This window comes from Streptomyces sp. rh34, assembly GCF_002551245.1.
Classification (GTDB): Bacteria; Actinomycetota; Actinomycetes; order Streptomycetales; family Streptomycetaceae; genus Streptomyces.
Genome location: NZ_NTGZ01000002.1, coordinates 1 through 24,803, shown reverse-complemented (window position 1 = coordinate 24,803; position 24,803 = coordinate 1). Strand labels below are relative to the sequence as shown.

The window sequence follows — 24,803 nt, the reverse complement described above, 5'->3', positions numbered from 1 at the left end:
GCGTTCCCGCCGGCCCCGTCCCGCCCCTGCCGTGCCGGAAAAACCGGTGCGGCGCGGCGCCCCCGTACGGGAGGATCTGCGGCCATGACCTCCCCGCCGCGCATCCTCGTCCTCCCGCCCCGGCTCACCGCCTCCGCCCGCACGTTGCGTGCCAGCGCGCTGCGGCGCGGGCTGCGGATCGTGGAGGCGACGGCCTCCGCCGTACCGGAAGGGCTGGGAAGCCCGGGGTGGGCGAGGTGGGCGGAGGGTGCGGGGTGGCTGGAGGAAGCGGGGCTGACCGCAGGCACCGGGAGGACCGCAGATCCCGGCAGGACCGCCAGCACCGAAAACACCGGGGGCACCGAAGGCGAAGGTCATGCCGTGCATCTGCACGCCGGGCCCTCCTTCGCCGACGTCGTGGCCCCCGCGCTCGGGGTCGCGCTCCTGGAAGCCCCCGCCGACTGGCTCGCGCGGCTCCCGCGGGCTCTCACCCGGCGGGAGATCCTGTCGATGCCCATCGGCGAGGCGTACCGGCTGCGACGCCCCGCCTTCGTCAAGTCACCCAACGACAAGAGCATTTCGGCGCTCGTGTATGCGGACGGGTCCCGGCTGCCCGGACCGGATGCCGTGGATCCGGCGACCCCGGTGCTGGTGAGCGACGTGATGACGTTCGCCGTCGAGTACCGGCTCCATCTGCTCGACGGGGCCGTCCACGCCGCCGGGCAGTACGCCGAGGCCGGCCGGTTGCGGCTCGGGCCGCCGGACGGTGACGCGCTCGCCTTCGGGCGGGACGTCCTCGCGACCGCCGGGGAGACCCTGCCGTCCGCGATCGTCGTCGACGTCGGCCGGAACGACGAGGGCCGATGGGCCGTGATAGAAGCCAACGCCGCCTGGGCGAGCGGATGTTATTCGGCCGACCCGGACCGGGCCCTCGACACCGTCCTCCGCGCCGCCGGACCCGCCACGGACCTGTCACCGCACGACCGCGGCTTCGTGCGGTAGAGCCGCAGCCGGAGGACCGTCAGCTCAGCTCTTCGGGGCAGGGCGTGCCCGGCTGGAGCTGGTACGGGGCCGCCAGCCGGTACACGCCCGGTCGCGGCGCGAGCAGTTCGGTCCACTCGTCGCCGTACGGGCCCTCCTCGACCTTGTTCAGGCAGCCGTGGGTGTTGAGATACGTCTTCGGTGCGGTGTCGTCCAGCTGCGACCGCTCCTTCGACTCCTCGGTCTCCAGCGGGCGCTCCACGCTCTTGCCCTCTTCGTCGACGAGCGCGAGCCAGCGGGTGTACGGGATCCGGATCAGCACCCGGCCCGCCGACTTCACCGTGATCGTCAGCTCGTCCGCGCCTGCCCGCTCCACCGTCGCCGGAGGGTCGGCCAGCGGCACAGGGTCCAGCACGCGGAAGAGCTTCCAGTTCGCGTCGCCCCAGATCTCGCGCAGGTAGGGCTGCCCCTGCTCGACCAGTTCCGCCTCCTGGATCGCCCCGTTGTCCGGCCGGTCCTTGGGCAGCACGACGTAGTGCACGGCCCAGCGGTCCAGCCACTCCCGGTAGTTCACCGGGTCGAGCGTGTCGTCGTAGAAGAGCGGGTTGCGCTTCATGTCCGCCTGGCGGTTCCAGCCGCGCGCCAGGTTGACGTACGGGGCGAGCGCCGATGACTCGCGGTGACTGCTCGCGGGCACCACCTCGACCCGGCCGCGCTCCGCCTCCACCTGCTGAAGCTGGTTGATCAGCGGGGCCAGTTCGCGGTTCCAGGACGCGGCGGGCGCGGTCCGGACGATGTCGTCGACGCCCTTGAAGCCGATCCAGAAGTTGAGACCCACGAAGGCCAGGACCAGGACGTACCAACGGCGGCTGCGCGGCACCGCGTACGGCAGGGCGGCGAGCAGCGCCACCCCGGCGAACAGCATCGCCATGCGCGTGATGTTCGACCCGATCTGCGAGTCGATGACGTACGTGAGCAGCGTGCCCAGCCCGTAGACGGCGGCGGCGGTGCGGACCGTGCTCCAGTCGCGCGGTACGAGGACGTACACGAGGACCGCGAAGACGAACGGCAGCGACAGCGTCCCGAGCGACATCGGCTGCGTACCCGAGAACGGGAACAGCCAGGCGGACAGCCCCACCACGGCCACCGGGGCGAGCCCGATCGCGTACGCGCCGGGGCGCCGCTTGTGGAGGAACAGCGCCGCCGCGACGACGCCCAGAAAGAGTCCGGCGACGGGGCTGGACGCGGTGGCGAGCGCGGCGAGCGGGGCGGCGACAGCGGCCTTGGCCCACCGCTTGTACCGCCAGCGGTAGGGCCAGCAGAACACCGCGGCCACCGCGCCGACGGCGAACATCATGCCCAGCCCGAACGTCACCCGTCCCGACAGCGCGTTGCACAGGAACGCGAAGACCCCGGCGAGCGAGCAGGCCAGCGGGTTGCGGACGGCCGGGACCCGCACGAGGATCAGCGCGGTCAGCGCGGAGGAGACCGTGCCGACGATCATCATCGTCGTACGGACGCCGAGCAGCGACATCAGGTAGGGCGAGACCACGCTGTACGAGACGGGGTGCATGCCCCCGTACCAGGCCAGGTTGTACGCCGTGCCGGGGTGCCGGCCCACGAACTCGGCCCAGGCGTCCTGCGCGGCGATGTCGCCGCCCGTGTTGGCGAAGAAGAAGAACCAGAGGAGGTGGGCGACGGCGGCGGCGGCTGTCGCGATGGTGACGGGGTGCCGCAGCAGCCGGCGGGCCCTGGCGGAAGACGGCCCGGGAGCGGCGGGACCCGCGGCCCCGGGGGGCTCAGCGGCCACGGAGGAACAAGACCGATCAGGGGTCACGGCGGCATCAGGTTCGGGAGACCCGGGAGAATCAGACGGATCAGACGGATCAGACGGATCAGAGGAATCGGAGGGGTCGGAGGGATCAGAGGAATCGGAGGGATCGGAGGGACCAGGAGAGTCGAGGCAGTCCGGAGACTCCACGGAATCCGCAGGCTGCCCGGAATCCCGGGTCTCAGCGGAGTCCGGGACACGGGGGGACGGCACGCGAACGTGCAGGGCGTCGCCCCCGGCCCCTGTGGTCTCGTCCGCCTCGCGGCCGGGCTTCGGCTCCGCGGTGGTCACTACGGCTCTCCCCGTCCTGCGCCGGCCCCGTACCTCTTCAGGGACGCGTCCCAGCGTCCCTGAGTCGTCCAGGGACGCTAACACGTACCCCCGGCACGTATCTCTGTCATAAACGGGGAGGGGCCGAGAGCATCGCCCGCCCCTCCCCCGCTCCGGTGCCTCAGCCGATCCTGGTCAGCTTGTCGCCGAAGGCCGGCTGGGTCAGATCGTTCTGCAGCACCACCGGCGCCGTGACCTTGCCGGTGCCGGTGCCCACCGTCACCATGCCGACCTCGCTCCCGGCCTTCGCGGCGTGGTCGATGCCCTTGCCGTTCTCCGTGACCTTCAGCTCGACCTCCAGGCCGGACCAGCCGACCGCCTTGAGGTTCTTGGTGGCCACCACCGGGGTCTGCCCGCCGAACCCGTTGTCCACGTACCCGACGACGTCACCCTTCTTCACCACCGTCACCGAGGTGGCGGCCTCCTGCGCGTCCTTGATCAGCTTCAGGCTGTTCTGGAGGGACAGCTCCAGGCTGTCGTAGACCCGGCCGGTACCGGCCTGCTGGCCCATGACCGCTCCGTAGATCCACAGCATCTTGCCGTCGACCTTGGTGTTCGCGGACCAGAGCAGGTTGCCGCCCGCAGGGGTGGAGGACCCGGTCTTGATGCCGCTCACGCCCGGCTGCAGCAAGAGGTTGTTGTTGTTGTAGATCTTGCCGTCTATGCCCTCGATCTCGATCTCGGGCATGTCCACGATCTGCCTGAAGACCTCGTTGCGCATGACCGCCTGCGCCAGCTTCAGCTGGTCGGTGGCGGTGGAGACCGTGCTCTTCTCCAGCCCGCTCGGGTCCGTGTACGTCGACCCGGTCATGCCGAGCTTCTTGGCCGCGTCGTTCATCTTGTCGATGAACGCGTCCTCGGAACCCGCGTCCCAGCGGGCGAGCAGCCGCGCCGCGTTGTTGCCCGAGGGGATCATCAGCAGCTGGAGCATCTGCCGCTGGCTGAGCTTCTGCCCCTTGGTCAGCGGGGCCGTCGACTCGTCGGGCCGCTCGGACTCGTCCTCGGCCTTCTGGTCGACGGTGATCGTCTCGCCCTCCTCGTCACCCTTGAGGGGGTGCTCCTGAAGGATCACGTGGGCGGTCATGACCTTCGCGACGCTGGCGATCGGGGCCGGCTTCTGCACGCCCTCGGAACCGAGCGACCCGACGCCGTCGACCATCACGGCCGACTGTCCCTGGCCCGGCCAGGACAGCTTCGTCTCCCCGCCCTCGAAGGTGTATGTCGGCTTCGCCGTGAGCTCCAGCGCGGGCTCCGGCAGCGGGCGCATCACCTGCACGATCGCAAAGACGATCAGCAGGAGGAGTACCAGCGGGGTCCAGATCTTGACCCGTCGGACGGCGGTCCGGACCGGGGTCTCCGGGGGCGGCGGGGTGTTCGTCAGCTCGGCGAGCAGGTCGAGCGGCGGCCTCGGCGGCAGCGGCTGCTGCCGGGTCCGCTCGGCCGCCGCCCAGGACGGGGCGGCGGGCGGCGGGGAGGCCGGAGAGGCGGCCTCCGGACCGGGCTCGGCCCCGGACTCCGGCTTGCGGGGCGCGGGGGCGGGCCGTACGTCGTCGGAGCGCAGTGGCACGAACGTGCTCGTACGTTCGGCCTCGCTCTCGGGCTTGTTCCCGCTCCCGGGCGTGCTCTCGGACTTGCTCCCGGGCTTGCTCCCGGGCTTGTCCTCGCGCGGCGGGAGCTTCAGCGCGGTCGTCGCCTGGTCGACCCGGTCGGCCGCCCCGACCGGCTTGACCGCCTTGAAGATGGCGGTGGGCTGATCGATTCCTCGCAGGTCGGAGGCGCCGTCGGCGTCCGGCTCGGGGGTGGAATCCGGTTCGGACCCGGCCCCGGACCCGGTCTCGCGGTCGGTGTCGGACGACGCCCTGTCCGGTTCGGCGTCGGCCTTCGGCTTGTCGTCGGGCCCGCCCTTCGACTCCGGCTCCACGTCCGTCCCGGGCTCCGCCTCCGGCTCCGCTGTCGCGGAAGGCTCGTCCTTGGCGTCGGCCCCGGACTCCGCAACGGACTCCGCACCGGACGTCGCGCCGGACTCCGCGTCGTCCTCGGTGTCCGCCGTCGGCTCGTCCTCGGCCGCGGCGTCGACCCACGCGGCCACCACGTCACGCAGCCGGCCGTCCCCGGCCCCGGGCTCGTCCGCCGTCTCCGCGCCGGGCGCCTCCGTGCCCGTGTCCGGGCTCGTACGGCCCTCGACGGCTCCCGCGCCCTCCGCGGGCGTGGCGGACTCCCCGGAGGCCCCGGAGGCCTCCACAGGCGCGCTCTGCGGCTCGGGCGCGGCCTCCGTCCCGGACTCGGCGCCGGACCCGGTCTCCGGCTCGGAGGCAGCCGTCGGCCCTGAGCCAGTCGCCGACCCGGCCTCCGGCTCACGCGCCGCGGAGCGGGATTCCGCCTCGGGCTCACGCCGGGCGGCGTCCCCCGGGAGCCGGGGACGGAACACAGCGGTCGCCGTGTCGGACGCGGCTCCCGCATCCGCGTCCGTACCGGCGTTCGCGTCCGTGTCCGTGTCCGTGTTCCTGTCCATATTCTTGTCCGCGTCCCTGTCGGCGCCGGGGGCTCGGAACACGGCGAAGCGCGGGTCGCGTTCCTCCGCAGCCGTCCCCGACGACTTCTGCTGCTCCGTTTTGTCGGGGGACTCGCCCGCCACCGATGCCTCCTCATGCGCTGCGGGGCCACCCCGCGCTGTCCGAACCATCTACCAGTGTCCTGTGTGAACCCTTGGCCGAGCTGCTAGACGAGAACGACATACCTACTGGTTCCCTCACAAAGCAGGCAGGCGCTCTCGACAGACCAATGTGAGAGGGGTCACCCTGTCAGACATCCACGCGGGGAGGCATGGATGGGCAGGAGCCGCAGAACAATCCCGGAGGAGCTTTTGCTGCTCGCTCTGGACCCGACCACGGGTACCACAGCGCAGCCGCAGTCGCTCGACCTCGGCCTGGCCGGGGCACAGCTAGTGGAGCTGGCTCTGGCAGGACGGATAGCCCCTGACGGGGATCGTATCGCCGTGGTGATGCCACGGCCGACAGGAGATCCGACTCTGGACTCCGCACTGGAGCTGCTGCGCCGTCGTGGCAGCCCGGTCCGGGCGGTCCACTGGATCGGCGGGCCCCGGCTGGGGCTGCGCCAGATCTATCTCGCTCATCTGGAGCGGTGCGGCATGGTTCATGCCGTGGCGGGCCAGATGTGCGGAGTGCTGCCGACGACTCGCTACCAAGCGACGGAGACGGCGATCAGCCGGGACATCAAGACCCGGCTGGACAGCGCGATCCGCACCGGTGTACCGCCGGACCCGCGGACCGCGGCGCTCGCCGCACTGGCCCACGCGGTCGGACTCGGCAAGCACCTGTACCCCGGGAACGAGGGGCGCTCATCGCGCTCCCGGCTCCGGGACCTGATCAGGCACGACCCGATGGGCGGACTCGTGGCGCACGCCGTGATGGACGTCCAGAACGGTGTGGCCATCCAGCCACGCCGTACGCAGCAGGCAGCGGGCGTTCCGTTGCAGCCGCAAGCACAGGCCCGTCGCGGCAGCATGGCGCACACCGCCGCGAGCTGACCGCACGGACCTGAGAACAGCACACCGCCGTACCGTCGTCAGTCGTCACAGGACCCGGTCCGGGAGCCGCACCACGCACGGGGCAGCCGGTAGTCACCACTACCGGCTGCCCCGTGCGCTTGTGCGCCCTCCCGCGCACCGGTGCGTACGCCCCCCGCGCCCCGCGTGTGGCCGTTTCCCAGCGCGGCCGGGGCAAGGGGTGGCAATCTGCTGAGCAGTAGATACGCACAGCTACATAGCCGGAGGTGCCGTTTCCGTGCCGTCCAACGTCAATCCCACTGTCAGGCGACGCAGGTTGGGCCAGGAATTGCGCCGCCTGCGCGAACTCAAAGGCATGACGGCCGAGGAAGTGGCGGAGCGGCTGCTGGTCTCGCAGTCGAAGATCAGCCGCCTGGAGAACGGCCGCCGGTCCATCAGCCAGCGCGATGTGCGCGACCTCTGCGGGGTGTACGAGGTCGAGGACCACCGCATCGTCGACTCGCTGATGCAGATGGCGAAGGACTCCCGCCAGCAGGGCTGGTGGCACGCCTTCGGCGACATCCCGTACAGCGTCTACATCGGCCTGGAGACCGACGCGGAGTCGCTGCGGGTGTACGAGCCCCAGATGGTCCCGGGCCTGCTCCAGACCCGGGCGTACGCCGAGGCGTTGATCAGCGGTGCGCTTCCCGAGGCCCCTCCGTCGGACATCGAGAAGCGGGTCAACGTACGGTCGCGGCGGCAGGACCGGGTCAACGCGGCGGAGAATCCGCTGCGGCTCTGGGCCGTGATCGACGAGTCGGCGCTGCGCCGGGTGGTCGGCGACAAGCAGGTGATGATCGACCAGCTGGAACACCTCGTCGAGCAGTCCCACCTGCCGCACGTCACCGTGCAGGTCCTGCCGTTCGACATGGGCGCGCACCCGGGCATCAACGGCCAGTACGCGATCCTGGAGTTCCCCGACGCCGCGGACTCCAGCGTCGTCTACATCGAGGGCGTCACGAGCGACCTCTACCTGGAGAAGGCGAACGACGTGCAGCGCTACAGCGTGATGTACGAGCACCTGCGGGCGCAGGCGCTGAACGTGGAGCAGACCCGGGAGTTCATCAGCAAGATCGCGAAGTCGTACACGAGTTGACGGCCCCCGCGACGGCATCCAGGGATGCGTTGAGTGGGCGGCGGCGGGATGGTACACCGCCACCCACTCACCACAGAAGGCTTACCTGGTAAAGACCACCCGGTCGAGTGAACGGCCATCTCATGGACGGGGCTTGGCGAGTAGCGTCGATCACGCCAATCGGAATCAGGTTGGTGCGACTCACCCAACTCTCTGAACCGGAGTGAACATGGCAATTCTTCAGGGTGCTACGGACAAGTGGACGAAGTCGTCGTACTCCGGGGGCAACGGCGCGTGCGTCGAGGTCAAGTCCCCGGTCGCTCTGTCCATCGCCGTACGTGACTCGAAGGCCCCCCAGGGCCCCTCGCTGACCTTCGTCCCCGGTGCGTGGAACGCGTTCGTGCGTGATGTCGCCTCGGGCACGGTCAACTCCTGACCAGCACACCACCGCTGATCACGCACCACTACTGATCACACAGCGCTGATCGCGCATCATCGATCACGCACCACAGCACAACCGCACCACAGCACAACCGCACCACAGCACCACAGCACCACAGCACCACCTGATGGGGCCCTCTCGACCGGTTCGCCGTCCTGGCCGAGGGGGCTCGACACGATCCGGCACCGCCTCCGGCGTCACCGCAACCGGTCGACGTACCGGTCCGTGCCCGGCACGGTCGGCACGAATGGCGCGACCAGCTCGACCCGCCCGAGACCGGTCTCCGCGACCGCAGCGTCCAGGCCGCCGAAGCGCTCCTCCCAGCGGGTCCGCGGATCCTCCTGGAGGAACCACAGCAGCGTCAGCCGGGTGCCGACCCCCTCGACCTGCTTCACGTACGTCATCCGGTCCCCGGGCAGGGGCGTCGGCCGGAACACCGTGACCATGGCCGCGGGCGACCCCTCCAGCCGCTTCGGGAGATGGCGCGAGCGCAGCCATTCCAGCAGCTCCGCCCGCTGTTCGGGCCCCTCGGCGTCGACGACCTGGAGGACGAGACCCGCGTACGGGTGGTCGAGCGCGTGGAAGTCCCGCGGGCCGGCGGCCCCGTCGCGGTAGACGGTGGCCTCGTGGTCCTGGAAGGCCGTGAACACATGGGTCCGGTCCTGGTAGACCCGGCCGTCCCGGTTCAGCCGCTTGTTGATGGCCACGGTCCACTTCATGTGGTCGTCGTAGCGCCCCTGGGTCACCCAGTACGTCGACAGGTAGCACCCCGTGCCGACCGGCCGGGCCACCGCCGACTCCTCCGGATACCGCAGCTCCTGGAGATCCTTGGTGGCCACCCAACGCCGCCCGGCGAACATCCACGGCATCGCCATCGCACCCGCGTAGTAGTGGTCGTCCTCGTACCAGCGGTTGTACGCGTACTCATGGCCCGGATGCGGTTCGACCATGGTGATCAGGGCGTGCCCCGGGCGCACCCCGTACGGCCCCGCCCCCGCCAGCTCCGCGTACCGCTCGCTTCCCGCCCCGCTGCTTCCCGCCCCGCTGCTCCCCGTACCGGCGTCATCGGTCATCGCCTCTGCCTGCCTTCCTCTTCCCTCGGGCCCTGCCCCGCCCTACTCTGACGGACCGTCAGATGAACTTCCAGGGCCGGGAGGCGCCGATGTTGCTCGCAGGGAAGACCGTCATCGTGTCGGGCGTCGGACCGGGACTCGGGCACCGGGTCGCTTCGAGCGTCGTCCGGGACGGCGGGCGCGCGGTGCTCGGGGCGCGTACGGCGGCGAACCTGGCCAGGTCGGCGGCGGAGATCGACCCGGAGGGCCGGCACACCGCCCACCTGCCGACCGACATCACGGACGAGGCGCAGTGCGAGGCGCTGGCGGCACTGGCGGTGGAGCGGTTCGGGGGGATCGACGCGGTGGTCCATGTCGCCGCCTGGGACAGCTGCTTCGGCGGGCTCCAGGACGCGGACTTCGCCACGTGGCAGTCGGTCATCGACGTGAACCTCCTGGGCACGCTGCGGATGACCCGGGCCTGCCTGCCCGCCCTCAAGGAGCGGGGCGGCTCGGTGGTGGTGATCGGCACGCAGTCCGCGGTGGCCGCCCCCACCCAGGTGTGGCAGGCGGCGTACGCGGCGTCCAAGGGGGCGCTCACCTCGGCGATGTACTCGCTCGCCCGGGAGCTGGGCCCGGACCGGATCCGGGTGAACACGGTACTGCCGGGCTGGATGTGGGGGCCGCCGGTGCAGGCGTACGTGCGGTTCGCCGCGCACTCCGAGGGCGTACCGGAGTCCGAGGTGCTGGCCCGGCTCACCGAGCGGATGGCGCTGCCGGAGCTGGCCACGGACGGGGATGTGGCGGAGGCCGTCGTCTTCCTGGCCTCCGACCGGGCCCGGGCGATCACCGGCCAGTCGCTACTGGTCAACGCGGGCGAGCTGATGCGCTGACGCAGAGTCCCGCTCGACGCGCCGACACCCGCGCACCGCCCGCACTACCCGCACTACCCGCACACGAGGCATCCTCCCTCCCGACTTCTCGGCCGCACGGGACCCGCATCCCGTGCGGCCTTCGCGCGTTGCCGCGTACTCCCTGACTTCTCTGCACAGCCTGACGAAGTGCCCGCCCATCGTGTGGCCGCGGTCACGTTCGCGACAACGCCCCACAAGGTCAAGAACGAGCAAAATCGTTCGCCGTACTGACCCCTGTTCATATCCATGACCATCAGGCAGCCTTGACCGAGGGCACGCACAAGGGGTTCAATCCCCGAAGTCCCCGCTCCCGCACGGGGACACCGCTGAACGGCCGTACCGACGAAGTGCGTTCCCGTTCACAAGGCGGACCCCTGGAGGGGGACATGAACAGTCTCGACTGGGCTGTACTCATCGGCTACTTCGGCGTGATGGTCGCGATCGGACTCTGGTCGCACAAGCGCGTGGACAACGTCAGCGACTTCTTCACGGCCGGCGGCAAGATGCCGTGGTGGCTGTCGGGCATCTCGCACCACATGTCCGGCTACAGCGCGGTGATGTTCACCGGCTACGCCGGTATCGCGTACCAGTACGGGGTCACGTCCTTCGTGACCTGGTCGCTGCCGATCGCCATCGGCATCTTCATCGGGGCGAAGCTCTTCGCACCCCGGCTGAACCGGCTGCGCTCACGGCTCCATGTCGCCTCGCCGCTGGAGTACCTCAAGAACCGCTACAACATCCAGACCCAGCAGGCGCTCGCCTGGTCGGGGCTGCTGCTGAAGATCGTGGACGTCGGCGCCAAGTGGGCGGCCATCGCCACCCTGTTGTCCGTGTTCACCGGCCTCTCCATCACCCAGGGCATCCTGATCACCGGCGTCGTCACCGGGATCTACTGCACGGTCGGCGGGTTGTGGGCGGACGCCCTCACCGAACTGGGCCAGTTCATCATCCAGTTGTTCGCCGGGCTGGCGATGCTGCTCGCCGTGATGAGCAAGCTCGACGGCTTCTCCACCCTGTGGACGGTCTGGGACAAGCTCCCGGAAGGGCACGCGGACCCGACCGCCGGCCCGTACACGGTGACGTTCCTGATGGCGTTCCTGTTCATCAAGACCTTCGAGTACAACGGCGGCATGTGGAACCAGGCCCAGCGGTACATGGCGACCGACTCGGCCGCCTCCGCGACCCGGTCCGCCCGGCTGTCGGCGATCCTGTGGTTCGTCTGGCCCCTGGTGCTGTTCTTCCCGATGTGGTGCGCCCCGCTGCTGGTCGACGCGCAGAAGCCGGACGCCTCCGACAGCTACGCCCTGATGACCGAACAGCTGTTGCCGCACGGCCTGTTGGGTCTGGTCATCGTCGGCTTCTTCTCCCACACGATGGCCATGTGCTCCTCGGACGCCAACGCCATCGCGGCCGTCTTCACCCGGGACATCGCCCCGGCGCTCTCGAAGGCGGCGCGTGGCTGGAACGAACGCGCCGGACTGATCGCGGCCCGCTGGACCACCGTGGCCTTCCTCGCGCTGTCGATGGCGATCGCGACGCAGATCAACTCCCCCGCGTTCAAGGACATCATTACCGTCGTGATCAAGTGGGTCGCCGGGCTGATGGGCCCGATCGCGATCCCCTTCATGCTGGGTCTGCTGCGCCCGTTCCGGAAGTCCGGGCCGACGGCCGCGCTGGTCAGCTGGGCCTCGGGCCTGTTCGCCTTCTGGCTGGTCAACTACCCGGTCCACTGGGCCGTCGAGGGCGGGGTGCCGCTCCAGTACCAGGTGTCCGTGCCGCTCGCCGTCTCGCTCGTGCTCTACATCCTGATCGGCTTCGTCAAGCCGGAGGACACCCCGGAGCGCGACGCGCTGCTGACCCGGATCAACGAGGGTGACGGGGACGACGACGGGGACGGCACGGCGACGGCCGCCGTGATCCCCGCCCAGGACGGAGGCCCGGCCCCCGCCCCCCAGCCGCGCGGATGATCGGCCGACCCGCCCCCAGCCGCGCGGGGAGCCGGCCGGCCCCGCCCCTCAACCGCGCGGGTAGCGGGCCAGCCAGCCCGGGGCGACGGCCGTCGGGCTGTGCAGGGCGGGACCCTGGGTCATCTCCATCGCGAAGTCGTCGGCCAGTTCGAGGAGCGTGCCCCGCCCCTCCAGCTCCACGAGCCAGGCCGGCGGCAGCGCGGTCTCGCCGTGCAACGCCCCGAGCAGCGCCCCGCAGACCGACCCGGTGGCGCGGGAGGGGCCGCTGTGGTTCACCGCGAGCCGCAGCCCGTGCCGGACGTCCTCGCTGACCAGCGCGCAGTACACGGCGACGGCGAGGACCTCCTCGGCGGCGTCGCTCGCGCCCAGCGCCTCGATCAGGGCCGGGCCGGGGATGCCCTGGCGCACGGAGCCGAGGGCCTGCCGCAGGGCCTCGGTCACCGGCTCGTGGCCGGGGCGTTCGGCGAGCAGCGCCAGCACGTTCTGCACGGCCCCGTCCAGGCTCTCGCCCCGCGCCAGCCCGTGCACGAGTACGGCGAAGGCTCCGGCGGCCAGCTGCGCGGCGGGGTGGCCGTGGGACTGGGCCGCGCACTCGACGGCCAGCTGGAGCACGAGCCCCGGCTCCCAGCCCACGAGGAGCCCGAACGGCGCGGACCGGGTGAGCGCGCCCGCGTCCCGGGCGGTGGGGTTCTTCGGCCGGTCGAGGGTGCCCATGACGGGGTCGCCGAAACCGCCCAGGCATTCCCGGGCGGGGGCGCGGCGGGCGTAGAGCCACTCCTCGGCGGCCAGCCAGCCGTTGTCCTCGCGCCGTTCGTCCGGCCCCCAGTCGTGCTGGGTGGCGGCCCAGCGCAGATGGGCCCGGTGCACATCGGTGGGCGGGTGCCAGGCCCCGGTGTCGCGGCGGACCTGGGCGCGGATCAGCCCGTCGACGGTGAACAGGGTGAGCTGGGTGAGGGCGGTGACGGCGCCGCGTCTGCCGTGCGCGACGACGTAGTCGGTGACTCCCTCGACCCCGTGGGCGGCGCGGATCTCCTCCAGCACGAGCCCGCTGACCCCGGCCCCGAGCGCGTCCCCGACAGCCCCGCCGAGCAGCGCCCCGCGGACCCGGCTGCGGAAGTCCTGCTGTTCGGCCCGGCCCCAGACCGCCGTGGTCCCTGTGCTCACCCCGCCCCTCCCCGTCACCCACATGCTCGCCCGCGCGGGCCGCTGCGGGCGACCGCGCAAGCACTGTAATCGAACGGGAACAGGCGGTAGAGGGGGCCGACCCGGGTACGTACGGGTATGACGACGGACGTCCCGCAGGTCGTTTTTGGGCCGGTGCGGAAGTCAGTGACCGGGGCGCACCCGGGCCGCCGCGGCGGTGAGCACGGCGTCCGCCGGCTGCGCCACGGTACGTCCGCCGCCGCTGTCGACCCGGGCCGGGCCGAGCGCCTCCACGGCGTCCAGCATCAGCGCCTGATAGCGGACGGTACGGGCCAGGAACCGGTCGATGAGGTGCCGTTCCGCGTCCGTCGCGTCCTCGTAGCGCCCCGCCGCCCGCACCCGCTCGCGTACGACCGTGTCGTCGGCGGTGAGCCATACGGCGGCCGTACGGGGGACCGTCAGCCGGGCGACCCACGCGGGCCGGAGCGCCGAGCCCTCCAGGACCAGGCCGGGCGCCCCGGGCTCCGCACGGTCGGTGATCAGCTCCTCGATACGCGGCCGGAGCCGTTCGTAGTGGTCGAGGACCGAGGCGAGCAGTTCGTCGGTGGTCAACGTCCCGTAATGCTCGGCGACATGCGGCGGCACCTCGTGCTCCGGGGTCCGCCAGGGCCGTCCCGGCTGCCGGGCCAGGCCGTCCGTGGAGCGGTGCTCGAAACCGAGCCGCTCCGCCACCGCCCCGGCGACGGACGACTTCCCGGTGTTCGAGGTCCCGCCGATCAGCACCACCCGCACATCGCGCATGCCCCCGGCCCTACGGCCCCGTCCGGGCCCCCAGCCGCTCCCGCTGCGCCCGCGCCCACGCGTAGTCGGGGTCCAGCCGCAAGGCCCGGTCGAGGTCCGCCAGCGCCTCCGGGATCCGGCCGAGCGCCTCCAGCGCGAGGGCCCTGCTGCCGTGCGCCCAGGCGTAGTCGGGGTCCAGGGCCAGGGCCCGGTCGTAGCAGGCGACGGCCTCCTCGGGCCGGCCCGTCGCCCGGTACACCTCACCCCGCTCCCCCTCCGTTCCGGCCAGACCGGGGGAGAGCTCCTCGGCCCGGTCCAGGTCGGCGAGGGCGCCCACCGGGTCGCCCAGGACGGTGCGGACCCGGGCCCGCCTCACCAGCGCCCAGGCGTACTCCGGCCACAGCGCGATCGCCCGGTCGAAGTCGTCGAGCGCCTCCTCGTGCCGGCCCAGCGCATGGCGGACCAGGCCCCGGCTGCCCAGGGGCACCGCGTCGGACGGGTCGAGGGCGTGTGCCCGGTCCAGGACGGTCAGGGCCTCCTCCTGGCGGCCCATCCGGCGGTAGGTCTCCCCCCGTTCACGCACCGCCCAGGCCCAGGCGGGCGCGATCTCCTCGGCCCGGTCCAGGTCGGCGAGGGCCTCCTCGTAGCGGCCGAGCGAGCGCAGGATGACCGCCCGGCCCTGGTGGGCGCGTTCGCTGCGCGGGTCCACGGCGATCGCCCGCCCGTGATCGGACAGCGCGGCGTCGAGCTCCCCGGCGCGGAAGCGGTGCCAGGCGCGCACCACGAGGGCGGCGGCCCGGTCGGTGTCGTTCAGCTCGGCCCGGGTCAGGAGGAGCCCGAGGGCGGCGGTGGGGCGGGGACCGTGGTCCGTTATGGCGGCCAGCAGGTCCCGGCCCCAGTCGCGCAGTACGGCGTTGTCGGCGTCCTCGCCCGCCTCCGCGAGGGTCAGGGCCCAGTAGCGGGCGCGGGACGGCGCCTGCCCGCACAGCTCGATCCCGGCGCGCAGGGCCTCGGGCAGCGCGGTGCGGGGGCGGGCGCAGAGCCGGTGGTAGAGCACGTCCAGGGCCGCCCGGCGCCAGGGCTGCTCGGCCCAGAGGCGTTCCGGGTCGATGCCCTCGGCCGCCGCGTCCCGCCGGGCGGCGAAGGCGTCGGCCAGCCGGTCGTGCGCCGCCTTCCACCGTCGCGGCGACCCGGTGCGCTGGAGGCGGAGCATCGGGGCCCGGACGACGGCGTGGTAGCGGGAGTGGCCGGAGTGCCGCTCGGCGACGAACGGCAGCTCGTGCAGCCAGTCGTAGAGATCGGGCACGGCGTGCGGCCCGTTCCGCGGTGCGGCCACGGCGACGGCGACCAGGTCCTCGTCGAACCGGCGCGGCAGCGCGCAGGCGAGCGCCGCCGCCCGGCGGGCCGGGTCGCTCTCCCCCGCCAGGAACCGTTCGACGGCGGTGGCGTTCGCCTCCCCGGCCGCCCCGGGGTTGGCGGCGAGCGTGGAGACCAGGACGGGCAGCCCGCCGGAGAGCCGCAGCACCTCCCGTACGACGGACTCCGTCACCACCCCCCGACCGTGCAGGAGTTGGCGCGACTCGGCCTCCGTGAACGGGCCGAGCGGTACGTCGGCGACCAGCCGGCTCCGGTCGCCCCAGTGCACGGGGTCGAGGCGGCGCTGACCGGCCAGGGTGAGGACGAGGTTGGCGGGCAGGCCGCCGTACCGCCCGGGGGTCAGCAGGTCCGCCAGCCACCGGTCCAGTTGGGGTGCGGTGCGCTCGTAGGTGTCCAGGAAGAGGGCGATCCAGGGCACGGTGTCCGCGACCCGGTCCAGCTCGGCGACGAAGACCGGGGTGAGAACCCGGACCGGTTCCGCCAGCAGCAGAGCCTCCTCCTGCTGCCGGGCCCGGCCCCCGAAGACCGCCCGCAGTCCGCCCGCGCCCCGCGCCACGACCGCCGGGTCGATGCCCCCGGCGAGCGCCCCGACGACGGGTATCGTCCCGGCCGCGATCAGCCCGGCCTGCGCGGCGGCGAGCGCCCCGGGGGAAGGGGCCCCGCCCGGCGTCTCGCTGTCCGCCGCCAGCCGGCCGGCCGCGTCGTGGCGCGCGCGCCGGTAGGTGACGAGCATCCGGTCCAGTGCCTTGAGCGGGTACCCCTGCTCGGCGAACTGCGCGGCGACGTCGGCGAGTACGTCCGGCACGGAGTCGGCACTCTCGTCGACCGACGCGGTCAGCGCCCCGAACTTCCCTGCCACCTCACGCCATTCCCGTACGAGCGAGGTCTTGCCGACCCCGGCGTTGCCCCGCACATGGAAGACGAACCGGTGCCGGGGGTCCTCGGGCGGCAAAGCGAAATTGGCCCGGTAGAGGCCTAGTTCGGCCTCCCGCCCGACGAAGGCGGCGCGGCGCTGCCCTTCGACGATCTGCTGGAGGGAGAGGCGGCGAGGGCTCGGCGGAGACATGGGGCCAGTCTGTCAGCGGGGCCGTCCGTCCGGGAGCCGCACCTTTGCGAGCCGGCCGGCGCGCCGAGCGAGGCACCGAGGAACAGCAGCAGCACGCCGGAACCGGTCAGCGCGCCGGCGAACGGCGAGGGGCACGAGCCTTCCCGCCTACTCAACCGCCCCCTGAGTAGCGGCGCTCATGATCCCGCCCCGGCCGCTGCCTAACGTGGCGCCCATGGACACGGAAGCGACCGCAGCAGCCACGTCAGCCACGGACCCGACACCCGCCGACAGCTCGCGGTGGTTCTATGGCTGCGCGATCGCGGTGATCGTCTTCTTCGTGCTGATCATGCTGGGGGCGGCTGCGGTCACGGAGTTCGAGAAGAGCCTCGACGGCGACGGTCAGATGGAACAGCCCGGCCTCTCGGGCAGCGTGTCGCAACCGCTCGGTCCCGGCGCGACGGCCCGGTACGAGGACGGCTTGTGGGTCACCGTCAGCCGTCCGCAGCCCCACGACGACGGCACCTACAGCCTCACTGTGACCTTCAAGAACGGCACCGACGAGGAACTCCGCCTCAACGGTGACTCGTATCCCCCGCCCCTCGCCGTCCGGGCCGGCGAGTCCGGCGACGACTATGCCGGCGGGTACAGCGTGAGCTGGCTGAACTCGGAGAAGTCCCGCGCCGCCCTCGTGCCGCCGCTCGCCGAGGGCAAGGAGCGCGGCGTCACGGTCCGTATGAAGCCGACCCGCAAGGGCGTTCCGGTCACGGTGGAGGTCTCCCCTCCGGACGCCGGTTACCGGGAGACGGCCCACTTCCAGCTCACCCTGGGCTGAACCTCCCGATCACATCGGGCAGAGCGGGCCCCGTCAGTCCCTGACCCGCGCCTCGGCCCAGGCGCGGGCTGCCGTCACGTCCCGCGTGGCCGTCGTCGGGCAGCCCCAGAGTTGCTCGCCGCTGTGGATCGCCTCCGCGCGCTCCGCCGGGATGTCCGGCGGCGCCACGAAGGCGAGGCCTCGGCAGTGCGCCGTGAGGCCGGGCCGGATCTGCTTGAGGGTCCGGACGCGGTCGGCGGCAGAGGTACCGGATGTCGGTGCCGATGCCGACGCCGCCGGAGTGCGCCCCTGTGGCGGCGCGGGCATCAGGAGGATCGCCGCGAAGGGCTCGGCACGCTCCGTCAGAGCGCGCAGCTCGTCGAGGACGAACGCCTGGGCCCGGTCCATCGGCAGCCCTGAGGCGTCGATCTCGCGTGGTGCCTGTGCCGTTTCCTGAATGTCCATCAGCCGACCCTAACAGCATTAGCGACCATTGGTCACTAATAAGGGATCACCCCTCCCTGCGTACGCTTGCCCCGATGAACAGCACCGGAAGGAACGGGCCCGGGCGGCCGCCGCGGCTGAGCCGGGAGCGGATCGCCGATGCCGCCCTGCAAGGGGACGTGGCGACGCTCACCATGCGTGAGCTCGCGACGAGGCTCGGGGTATCGCACTCGTCGCTGTACCGGTGGGTGCCCGATCGCGACGGCGTGCTCGACCTCGTCAGTGAGGTCATGGTCGGGCGGGTGCTCCCCGAGGACGAGCCCGACAGCGGGACCTGGCTCGACTGGCTGGAGCGGCTGGCGTGGGCGATGCACGACGAGTTCCTGGCGGTACCCGGCTACGCAGCGCATGTGGCCCGCCCGCACCGCCACCACCTCGCGTCCTTCGGGCGGCTGCACGACAAGGCCGTCACCGCGTTCCGCGCGGGCGGCGCGGACACACAACAAGCTGAGCAGAACTGGGCCGTCTTCGGACTCGGCGTGGTCCGGTGGCTGGCAGCAGCGGGCAACGCCCCGGCGGAGCCACCGTTCGCCCTCTACCTCGGCACGCTACTGCGCGGCCTGCCCCGCCACGACGAGGAGCGCCGCCCGCACGCATGACCTTCTCCGGCGCCGTCAGGCCCAGGGGTCGAAGGGGATCCCGGCCGGCTTGGAGTTGCTGAGCAGGTTGCGGAAGCGGTCGTCCTTGTCGGTGACCTTGATGGTCGCGGACCCGAAGTCGGCGTTCATGAGCCTGTCGCGCAACTCCGTGCTGGGGAAGCCGTTCCAGTCGACGACCGGCGGGTAGCGCCAGTTGCCGTAGTGGTTCTCGGGCGGCTCGTCGTTGCCGTTGGCCAGGCGGAAGAAGTGCGTGCTCGGACCGTCCTTGTGGTAAACGGCCTTGGGGTGCGAGCCGTCGAACCGCACCTGCGAGCGCGGGTAGGTCTTGACGGTGCTGTGCTGCGTCGTCGAGACGTAATCCACCTGGTTGGAGCTCTGGTTGACCCAGGAGATCACGTGCTCGAAGTCGTGGCGGTGCCCGCCGAGCCCACTGCCGTGGACGGCCTGGTCCTTCTCGAAGTAGCTCGCGTAGACGATGCCGCACCAGCCGTTGTTGCACTTCGAGCGGGCGTACGTCTGCGAGTTGTCCAGGTCCCATCGGTCCCGGCAACTGCCGTTGATCGCGCCGGTCGTCCGCAGGCCGGGCGCGAGGGTGCCGTCCGGGCCGATGGCGGGGGTGGCGTAGCAGCCGTCGCCGTCGTAGTCGAAGGCGGGCGAGAACGTCTGCTCGTAACCGCCCGCGTTCTGGGGGAGGCTGCCCGGCGGGCCGGCGTGGGCCGTGGAGGCGGTGCCCAGCACGAGGAGGCCTGCGGCGGCGAGGACGGCGACGGTGCGGGCGGTGCGCTTGCGGGCGGCACCGGCGCGAGCACGGGCGACGAACCCGTTGCGGACGGAAAGCAGGGCTCCTACGGCGGCGGGTACGGCGCCGCGGGCCCCGGTCGGCGTTGCCGGTTTCGGCAGAGTTCGCATGGTTTCTCGCTCCTGACTCATCGGGCACATCAGCCCGTGGCGACGGGGATCGACCTCCGCAAGAGTTGCCCGGGTCATGACAGAAAGAAACGGAAGACCGCCTCCCGCCTGCCCGCCGGCATTCAGCCGCCGCCCACCCAGCAAACGATCAAGGAGCGAAGATAACGTGGGGGAACAGGCAGCCTCAGGGCGGAAGAAGAATCGACGTACGGCTTCACGGAGGACCTATGGCTTGGGACGAGTGGGAGCAGGCGAAGGCAAGGGCGCAGCAGGACGCGGCCATGCGGCTGAACCAGGTCGCCCCCGAACGCGGCGGCGGCGGCGGTGACGGAGACCTGGTCGTGCACGACAACGTGCTCGGCGCGCTCGGCAACGCGGCCTACAGCCTGCGGCAGCACTTCTCCACCGCGTCCGACCACGCCCGGCAGAACACGTTCGACGCGTCCATCCAGCTGTTCAACGACGGGCTGGACATGGGTTCCGCCCTCACCGAACTCCACGACGCCTGGAACACGAAGGCGGCAACGCTCAAGGAGGCGTGCGCCCACATCTCCAACCATCTCGACTACTCCCGCGCCGAACACGCGAAGGACTCGGTCAAGATCGCGACGGACCTGCGCACGGTCGGCGGGGACGAGCTGTCCGTGTCGCGCATCAACGACTACTACAAGTAGCGGCTACTACACGTAACGAGCATGTCGGACAACGGGGGCACACAACATGGTCACCTTCCAGGACCTCAACGACCTGCGGCTGGGAAAGCTCCAGGCGGCGGTCGCGGATTGGCAGGCGATGGTCGGCAAGCTGGTCAAGGTCGCGGACGGCGGCAATGGCGAGGTCAGCGCGGCGGACCTGGACAGCAAGGCCAAAGCGGCCGACTGGAAGGGGCAGAACGCGACCGTGACCAAGGACTTCGTCACGGTCACGGCGCGGGAGTTCGACGACGTCGTCACCGTCGCCCGGAGCGTGCACACGATCCTGAGCGGTGCGCACAGCAAGCTGACGAAGCACAAGAGCGACTTGGCCGACGCGGTGAGCCGCGCGGCCAAGAAGAACATCTACGTGGACGCCAAGGGCATGGTCAGATCCGCCACGCCCTCACCGCAGGCGACGGGCGACGCGAAGATCGAACCGCCGACCCAGGCGGAGATCGACGCGGTGGCCAAGGAGATCAGCACCATCCTGACCGCGGCAGGCGAGACGGACAGCACCGCCGCCACGGCGCTGCGTTTCCACGCGAAGGACAAGCACGGGTTCGAGTCGAACGGATTCAACAGCTTCGACTCGGCGCAGAAGAGCATCGAGGACTCCGACGAGCTCATCGCCCTGGGCAAGAAGGACCCCAGTCAGCTCACCAACGAACAGCTGGCACGCTTCAACGCCCTGATGAAGGCCCACCCCAACGACCCCGTCTTCGCCGAGCGCGTGGCCCTCGGCCTGGGCCCGGAAGGGACGCTGAAGTTCTTCGCCGGGGCGGTGGACCTGGACAGCTGGGAGAACCGGGACGGGGGCGGCACGGGCACCCGGGAGGCGCGCGAGGAGCGCATGCAGCTGCTCGGCGCGCTGGAGAAGCAGCTGGGCGCCACGCTGGCCACCGCGTCGCACTCCAACAGCGAGGGCATGGAGTCCTGGAAGGACCGGGTGGTCGCGCTCGGCGGCGAGAACGTCGGCGGTGGCCAGGGCGGGAGCCAGACCCGCGTCCACGGCTTCCAGGCCATGAGCAACCTCATGCGCCACGGGAAGTACGAGGGTGAGTTCCTCAACGACTACGGCAACGCGCTCGTCAAGTACGAGAAGGAGAACACCGGGGACGTCAAGGACCCGGGCCCCGGCGGCAAGAACCGGGAGGACGTACTGCCCTGGGACAAGCTCCCGTCGTACGCGAAGATCGACCAGCTCCACTACGGCGACGAGGCCGACGCGGGTACGGACCCGATGACCGGGTTCATGAAGGCCCTGGCCCACAACCCCGACGCGGCCACCGACTTCTTCAGCTCGACGGACCCCCAGGACAACGCGCAGTACGTCCTCAAGGACCGCGAGCCCTTCAACGACGTGGTGCCCGACTCGATGGGGTACGGGGAGTCGGCAAGCGACTACGAGGGCCCGAAGGCGAGTTACGAGGCGACCGGCGACGCCCTCGTCGCGGCGGCGACCGGGGTCGACCCGAACGACAGCTCCGCGCGACCCCCCGAGCACACCGGACAGCACCGGCAGGTGCTCGACAGCTCGCTGAAGTATCTCGCGGAGCGGGGCGACGACTTCCCCGCCGAGATGCGGGACGACATGGCGATCGTGCTGACGAACCACGGCGACACGGTTCACCACTCCGCCAGCGCGCTGGCCGAGGATCCCAGCGACCCGAAGCTGCTGGACAGGGACCAGCTGCTGGAGGTCTCCAAGCAGGTCTCCCGCGACCAGAACGCGTACGGCATGCTCAACGAGGGTCTGAACCGGGAAATCGTCAGGGACATCCACGAGGACGACCCGAAGGACCCCAAGGAGACCCTGCAGCGGGCCGGCGCCACGGTCGGCTTCCTGGAACAGGCCCGCTACCAGGCCCTGGTGACCGACAAGGACGACCCCTCGTGGGACGCCAAGTGGATGTACCACGGGTTCGGCAGCATCGCGAACTTCGTTCCGGGGGTGGGCGACATCGCTCAGCGCGGCATCGACGCGGCGGCCTACCAATGGCAGACGCAGGAGCAGGAGCGGATCGACGCGATCCAGCAGCAGGACAACAAAGAGACCTTCAAGGGCAGGGAACAGCAGTTGCAGGCACTCGCCGACGAGTGGGCCAAGGCGAACCCCGACCACTCCAACAGCCGCTACACGCTCACCAGGGAGATCGGCACTGCCGCCTACGACGGAAATGACCGCGCCAGCGGGCTGGCGGGCGGAGGGTGATGAAGGCGATGAAGCCAATGAGGGCGATGAAGAAGAGCGTGTCGCGAGGGGTGGGCTCCGTCGCGCTGCTCACCGTGATCGTCGCCGGAGCCGCCGGCTGCGGAGGGCCCGAACCCTTCAGAATCTCCGAGGCTTGCGGAACCGAAGTCGACCCCGATCTCATCGGCCGGCTCCTCCCCAGGGGTGAGGAGCTGAAGACCAAGGACACCTTCTCCGAACCCAAGCAGCCGCGCTGCGAGTTCGAGGTGGACGGGAAGGAACAGGTGGGGCTGAGGGGCGACGTCGTCGAACCGTTCGTCAAGCCGTTGGAGGTAAGCGCCGACGGCATGCGGCGGCTGGGCAATCCGGCACCCGCCGACATCGGCGACGGCGCCACCATCGCGGACCACGGAGGGATGGCCCTCCGGGCCTGCACATACCAGGGCGAGAAGATGCAGTTCGTGNCACCATCGCGGACCACGGAGGGATGGCCCTCCGGGCCTGCACATACCAGGGCGAGAAGATGCAGTTCGTGCTGGCCATCGACGGCGTGGAGGACCCGGAGGACACCGCGGAACGCCGTCGCCTCCTGGAAGCGTTCCTGCGCTCCCAACTGCCCGTCGCGATGGAAGCGGAGGGCTGCCGCCCGTAATGGCCGGCAGCGAGCGGATGAAGAAGAGCTCTCTGCGACGGGGGCGGTGCTCGATGGTCTCTGCGGCTCTGTTCCTCGGGGTCGCCGGTTGCGGCGGGACCGAGTCGTTCACGGTCTCGGACCTGTGCGGGAGGAAGGTGGACTCCGCCCTCGTCGCCCCGTTCCTCCCGGAAGGCGAAACACTGGAGGTCAACGGCAATCTCTCCGCTCCGGAGCAACCACGCTGCAAGGTGTCCGTGGACGGCGAGCTCTACCTCGACGTGCGGGGCAACATCGACGAGGCCGATTTCGACTTTCTGAAGGCCACGGAGCGCAGTATGCGGCGGCTGGGCAACCCGGCACCAGCCGACGACATCGGTGACGGTGCCACCATCGCAGACCACGGAGCGATGGCCGTGCAGGCGTGTACGTACAAGGGAGAGAAGAGCCAGTACATTCTGGACATCGACGGGGTGGACACCCCGAAGGACACTGCCGAGCGCCGTGGGGCCCTGGAAAAGCTCCTGCGGGCTCACCTGCCCGTCATCATGGAGGCAGAGGGCTGCCGCCCGTAGTGGCGGGGGGCAGAAGAGCCGGAGGACGTAGTGAGGGGCGCATGCGAAGGAACGTTCTGCGGCACGTGGGCGGCATTGCGCTGCTCACCGCCCTGCTCCTCGGGGCCACCGGCTGCGGCAGCCCCGAAGCATTCAAGGTCTCGGAGGCCTGCGGAACCAAGGTCGACCCCGAACTGATCGGCCGGCTCCTCCCCAGAGGCGAGGAGCTGAAGACCAAGGACACCTTCTCCGAACCCAAGCAGCCACGCTGCGAGTTCGAGGTGGACGGGAAGGAACAGGTGGGGTTGAGAGGGGACGTCGTCGAACCGTTCGTCAAGCCGCTGGCGGTCAAGGAATCGGTCATGCTCCGCCTGGGCAACCCGGCACCCGCCGACATCGGCGACGGCGCCACCATCGCGGACCACGGAGGGATGGCCCTCCGGGCCTGCACATACCAGGGCGAGAAGATGCAGTTCGTGNCACCATCGCGGACCACGGAGGGATGGCCCTCCGGGCCTGCACATACCAGGGCGAGAAGATGCAGTTCGTGCTGGCCATCGACGGCGTGGAGGACCCGGACGACACCGCGGAACGCCGTCGCCTCCTGGAAGCGTTCCTGCGCTCCCAACTGCCCGTCGCGATGGAAGCGGAGGGCTGCCGCCCGTAATGGCATCGGGGGCCGCGCTACGCCTCCCAGGCTTCCGGCTTGTGGGCGATGAAGCCGGCGACCGGCCGTTTCGCGCCCTCTTCGGGCTCCTGCAACGTCCGCGCCGTGATGACGAACCCCGCCAGCTCCAGAAGTTCGGCGATCCGGTCCGCCGGCAGCCGGTAGCTGTCGAAGGGGACGGTGGGGCCTCCGTAGCCGTACGTCAACTGCCGGTGCCCGTCGTCGCCGACCCGGGTGACGATCAGCAGGTGCCCGCCGGACGCCAGTGTCCGGTGGAACTCGGCGAACGCGCCGGGGAGCGACTCCGGCGGCAGGTGGTGCGTGGAGTAGAACGCCAGGATGCCGCCCAGTTCGCCGTCCTTGGTCTCCAGCGCGGTCATCGAGCCGACGTCGAAGCGCAGTTCCGGATGGGCGGCGCGGGCCAGCCCGACCATCCTCGGCGAGAGATCGATCCCGAAGGCGGAGACCCCCAGCCCGGTCAGGTAGGCGGTCACCTTGCCCGGTCCGCAGCCCACGTCCGCCGTCGGCCCGAGGCCGGACGACGTGACAAGCTCGGCGAAGGCGGCCAGTACGGCGCGCGACAACGGGTCCAGCTCGCTCGGGTCCTTGACGGACCGGGCGTAGTCGGCGGCGACGGCGTCGTACGACTGCCGGATCCGTTTCAGATGCGGGGGTTCCATCCCGCCAACGCTATGCCCGCAGCGGCCTCGAAGGCCACGGCCCTGCTGAGCGGTGCGCTGCCTGGCGGGAGCCCACCT

Annotated in this window: 22 protein-coding genes; 13 read left to right on the top strand and 9 right to left on the bottom strand. The window is 71.0% G+C overall.

Features of this window, described 5'->3' with window-relative positions:
* Positions 1–84 precede the first annotated feature (84 nt).
* The gene (locus tag CR470_RS00930; RefSeq protein ID WP_179892074.1) at positions 85–981 is read left to right on the top strand and encodes an ATP-grasp domain-containing protein; all 897 of its coding nucleotides are present in this window, start codon (positions 85–87) and stop codon (positions 979–981) included.
* 19 nt (positions 982–1,000) lie between these two features.
* Here the strand turns inward: CR470_RS00930 and CR470_RS00925 are convergent, their stop codons facing one another.
* Together CR470_RS00925 and CR470_RS00920 are read right to left on the bottom strand one after the other, a co-directional pair.
* Positions 1,001–3,082: an MFS transporter gene (locus CR470_RS00925; protein WP_097865655.1), complete on the bottom strand. Its 2,082-nt coding sequence runs from the start codon at positions 3,080–3,082 to the stop codon at positions 1,001–1,003.
* A 160-nt stretch (positions 3,083–3,242) separates the two neighbouring features.
* Positions 3,243–5,756, bottom strand: a complete 2,514-nt coding sequence (locus CR470_RS00920; protein WP_097865654.1) for a serine hydrolase — start codon at positions 5,754–5,756, stop codon at positions 3,243–3,245.
* 192 nt (positions 5,757–5,948) lie between these two features.
* Here CR470_RS00920 and CR470_RS00915 point away from each other — a divergent pair, with 192 nt between their 5' ends.
* The 3 genes from CR470_RS00915 (at position 5,949) to CR470_RS00905 (ending at position 8,197) form a co-directional block, all read left to right on the top strand.
* Complete coding sequence (locus CR470_RS00915) at positions 5,949–6,668, top strand: GOLPH3/VPS74 family protein (protein ID WP_097865653.1); 720 nt, start codon at positions 5,949–5,951, stop codon at positions 6,666–6,668.
* 256 nt (positions 6,669–6,924) lie between these two features.
* Positions 6,925–7,782 (top strand): helix-turn-helix domain-containing protein, encoded by an 858-nt coding sequence (locus tag CR470_RS00910; protein ID WP_097865652.1) that lies wholly within the window; start codon positions 6,925–6,927, stop codon positions 7,780–7,782.
* A gap of 208 nt (positions 7,783–7,990) precedes the next feature.
* Positions 7,991–8,197, top strand: coding sequence for a DUF397 domain-containing protein (locus CR470_RS00905; RefSeq protein WP_097865651.1), 207 nt, complete (start codon positions 7,991–7,993; stop codon positions 8,195–8,197).
* Between the two features lie 203 nt (positions 8,198–8,400).
* Here the strand turns inward: CR470_RS00905 and CR470_RS00900 are convergent, their stop codons facing one another.
* A complete protein-coding gene (locus CR470_RS00900) occupies positions 8,401–9,276 on the bottom strand; it encodes a hypothetical protein (protein ID WP_097865650.1) in 876 nt (291 codons plus the stop codon).
* Between the two features lie 89 nt (positions 9,277–9,365).
* Between CR470_RS00900 and CR470_RS00895 the strand changes: the two genes are divergently transcribed.
* Both CR470_RS00895 and CR470_RS00890 read left to right on the top strand, forming a co-directional pair.
* Positions 9,366–10,148, top strand: a complete 783-nt coding sequence (locus CR470_RS00895; RefSeq protein ID WP_097865701.1) for an SDR family oxidoreductase — start codon at positions 9,366–9,368, stop codon at positions 10,146–10,148.
* Between the two features lie 407 nt (positions 10,149–10,555).
* Positions 10,556–12,136, top strand: a complete 1,581-nt coding sequence (locus CR470_RS00890) for a sodium:solute symporter family protein (protein ID WP_097865649.1) — start codon at positions 10,556–10,558, stop codon at positions 12,134–12,136.
* A 48-nt stretch (positions 12,137–12,184) separates the two neighbouring features.
* On the opposite strand, the gene CR470_RS00885 is transcribed toward CR470_RS00890, so the two are convergent.
* The 3 genes from CR470_RS00885 to CR470_RS00875 all read right to left on the bottom strand — a co-directional run bounded on the left by CR470_RS00885 (position 12,185) and on the right by CR470_RS00875 (position 16,502).
* Positions 12,185–13,300, bottom strand: a complete 1,116-nt coding sequence (locus CR470_RS00885) for an ADP-ribosylglycohydrolase family protein (protein WP_097865648.1) — start codon at positions 13,298–13,300, stop codon at positions 12,185–12,187.
* 162 nt (positions 13,301–13,462) lie between these two features.
* Positions 13,463–14,080 (bottom strand): hypothetical protein, encoded by a 618-nt coding sequence (locus tag CR470_RS00880; protein ID WP_179892073.1) that lies wholly within the window; start codon positions 14,078–14,080, stop codon positions 13,463–13,465.
* A 10-nt stretch (positions 14,081–14,090) separates the two neighbouring features.
* Positions 14,091–16,502, bottom strand: coding sequence for a tetratricopeptide repeat protein (locus tag CR470_RS00875; protein WP_097865647.1), 2,412 nt, complete (start codon positions 16,500–16,502; stop codon positions 14,091–14,093).
* 214 nt (positions 16,503–16,716) lie between these two features.
* On the opposite strand from CR470_RS00875, the gene CR470_RS00870 reads away from it, so the two are divergent.
* Complete coding sequence (locus CR470_RS00870) at positions 16,717–17,316, top strand: hypothetical protein (protein ID WP_097865646.1); 600 nt, start codon at positions 16,717–16,719, stop codon at positions 17,314–17,316.
* Between the two features lie 33 nt (positions 17,317–17,349).
* Here the strand turns inward: CR470_RS00870 and CR470_RS00865 are convergent, their stop codons facing one another.
* Complete coding sequence (locus CR470_RS00865; protein ID WP_097865645.1) at positions 17,350–17,760, bottom strand: hypothetical protein; 411 nt, start codon at positions 17,758–17,760, stop codon at positions 17,350–17,352.
* A 74-nt stretch (positions 17,761–17,834) separates the two neighbouring features.
* Between CR470_RS00865 and CR470_RS00860 the strand changes: the two genes are divergently transcribed.
* Entirely contained in the window at positions 17,835–18,398 is a 564-nt protein-coding gene (locus CR470_RS00860; RefSeq protein WP_097865644.1) for a TetR/AcrR family transcriptional regulator, read from the top strand.
* 15 nt (positions 18,399–18,413) lie between these two features.
* Here the strand turns inward: CR470_RS00860 and CR470_RS00855 are convergent, their stop codons facing one another.
* Complete coding sequence (locus CR470_RS00855; RefSeq protein WP_097865643.1) at positions 18,414–19,307, bottom strand: NPP1 family protein; 894 nt, start codon at positions 19,305–19,307, stop codon at positions 18,414–18,416.
* 227 nt (positions 19,308–19,534) lie between these two features.
* Between CR470_RS00855 and CR470_RS00850 the strand changes: the two genes are divergently transcribed.
* From CR470_RS00850 to CR470_RS41225, 5 genes are all read left to right on the top strand, one after another.
* Positions 19,535–19,981, top strand: coding sequence for a hypothetical protein (locus tag CR470_RS00850; protein WP_097865642.1), 447 nt, complete (start codon positions 19,535–19,537; stop codon positions 19,979–19,981).
* A gap of 46 nt (positions 19,982–20,027) precedes the next feature.
* Positions 20,028–22,214 carry a DUF6571 family protein gene (locus CR470_RS00845; protein ID WP_097865641.1) on the top strand — a complete coding sequence of 729 codons (2,187 nt, stop codon included), beginning with the start codon at positions 20,028–20,030 and terminating at the stop codon, positions 22,212–22,214.
* A 466-nt stretch (positions 22,215–22,680) separates the two neighbouring features.
* Positions 22,681–22,845, top strand: coding sequence for a hypothetical protein (locus CR470_RS41230; RefSeq protein ID WP_373561377.1), 165 nt, complete (start codon positions 22,681–22,683; stop codon positions 22,843–22,845).
* 53 nt (positions 22,846–22,898) lie between these two features.
* Complete coding sequence (locus tag CR470_RS00835; protein WP_257138306.1) at positions 22,899–23,399, top strand: hypothetical protein; 501 nt, start codon at positions 22,899–22,901, stop codon at positions 23,397–23,399.
* 481 nt (positions 23,400–23,880) lie between these two features.
* Positions 23,881–24,045 (top strand): hypothetical protein, encoded by a 165-nt coding sequence (locus CR470_RS41225; RefSeq protein ID WP_373561376.1) that lies wholly within the window; start codon positions 23,881–23,883, stop codon positions 24,043–24,045.
* Between the two features lie 17 nt (positions 24,046–24,062).
* Here CR470_RS41225 and CR470_RS00825 read toward each other — a convergent pair whose 3' ends face one another.
* Positions 24,063–24,725 carry a class I SAM-dependent methyltransferase gene (locus tag CR470_RS00825; RefSeq protein WP_097865640.1) on the bottom strand — a complete coding sequence of 221 codons (663 nt, stop codon included), beginning with the start codon at positions 24,723–24,725 and terminating at the stop codon, positions 24,063–24,065.
* Between the last annotated feature and the right edge of the window lie 78 nt (positions 24,726–24,803).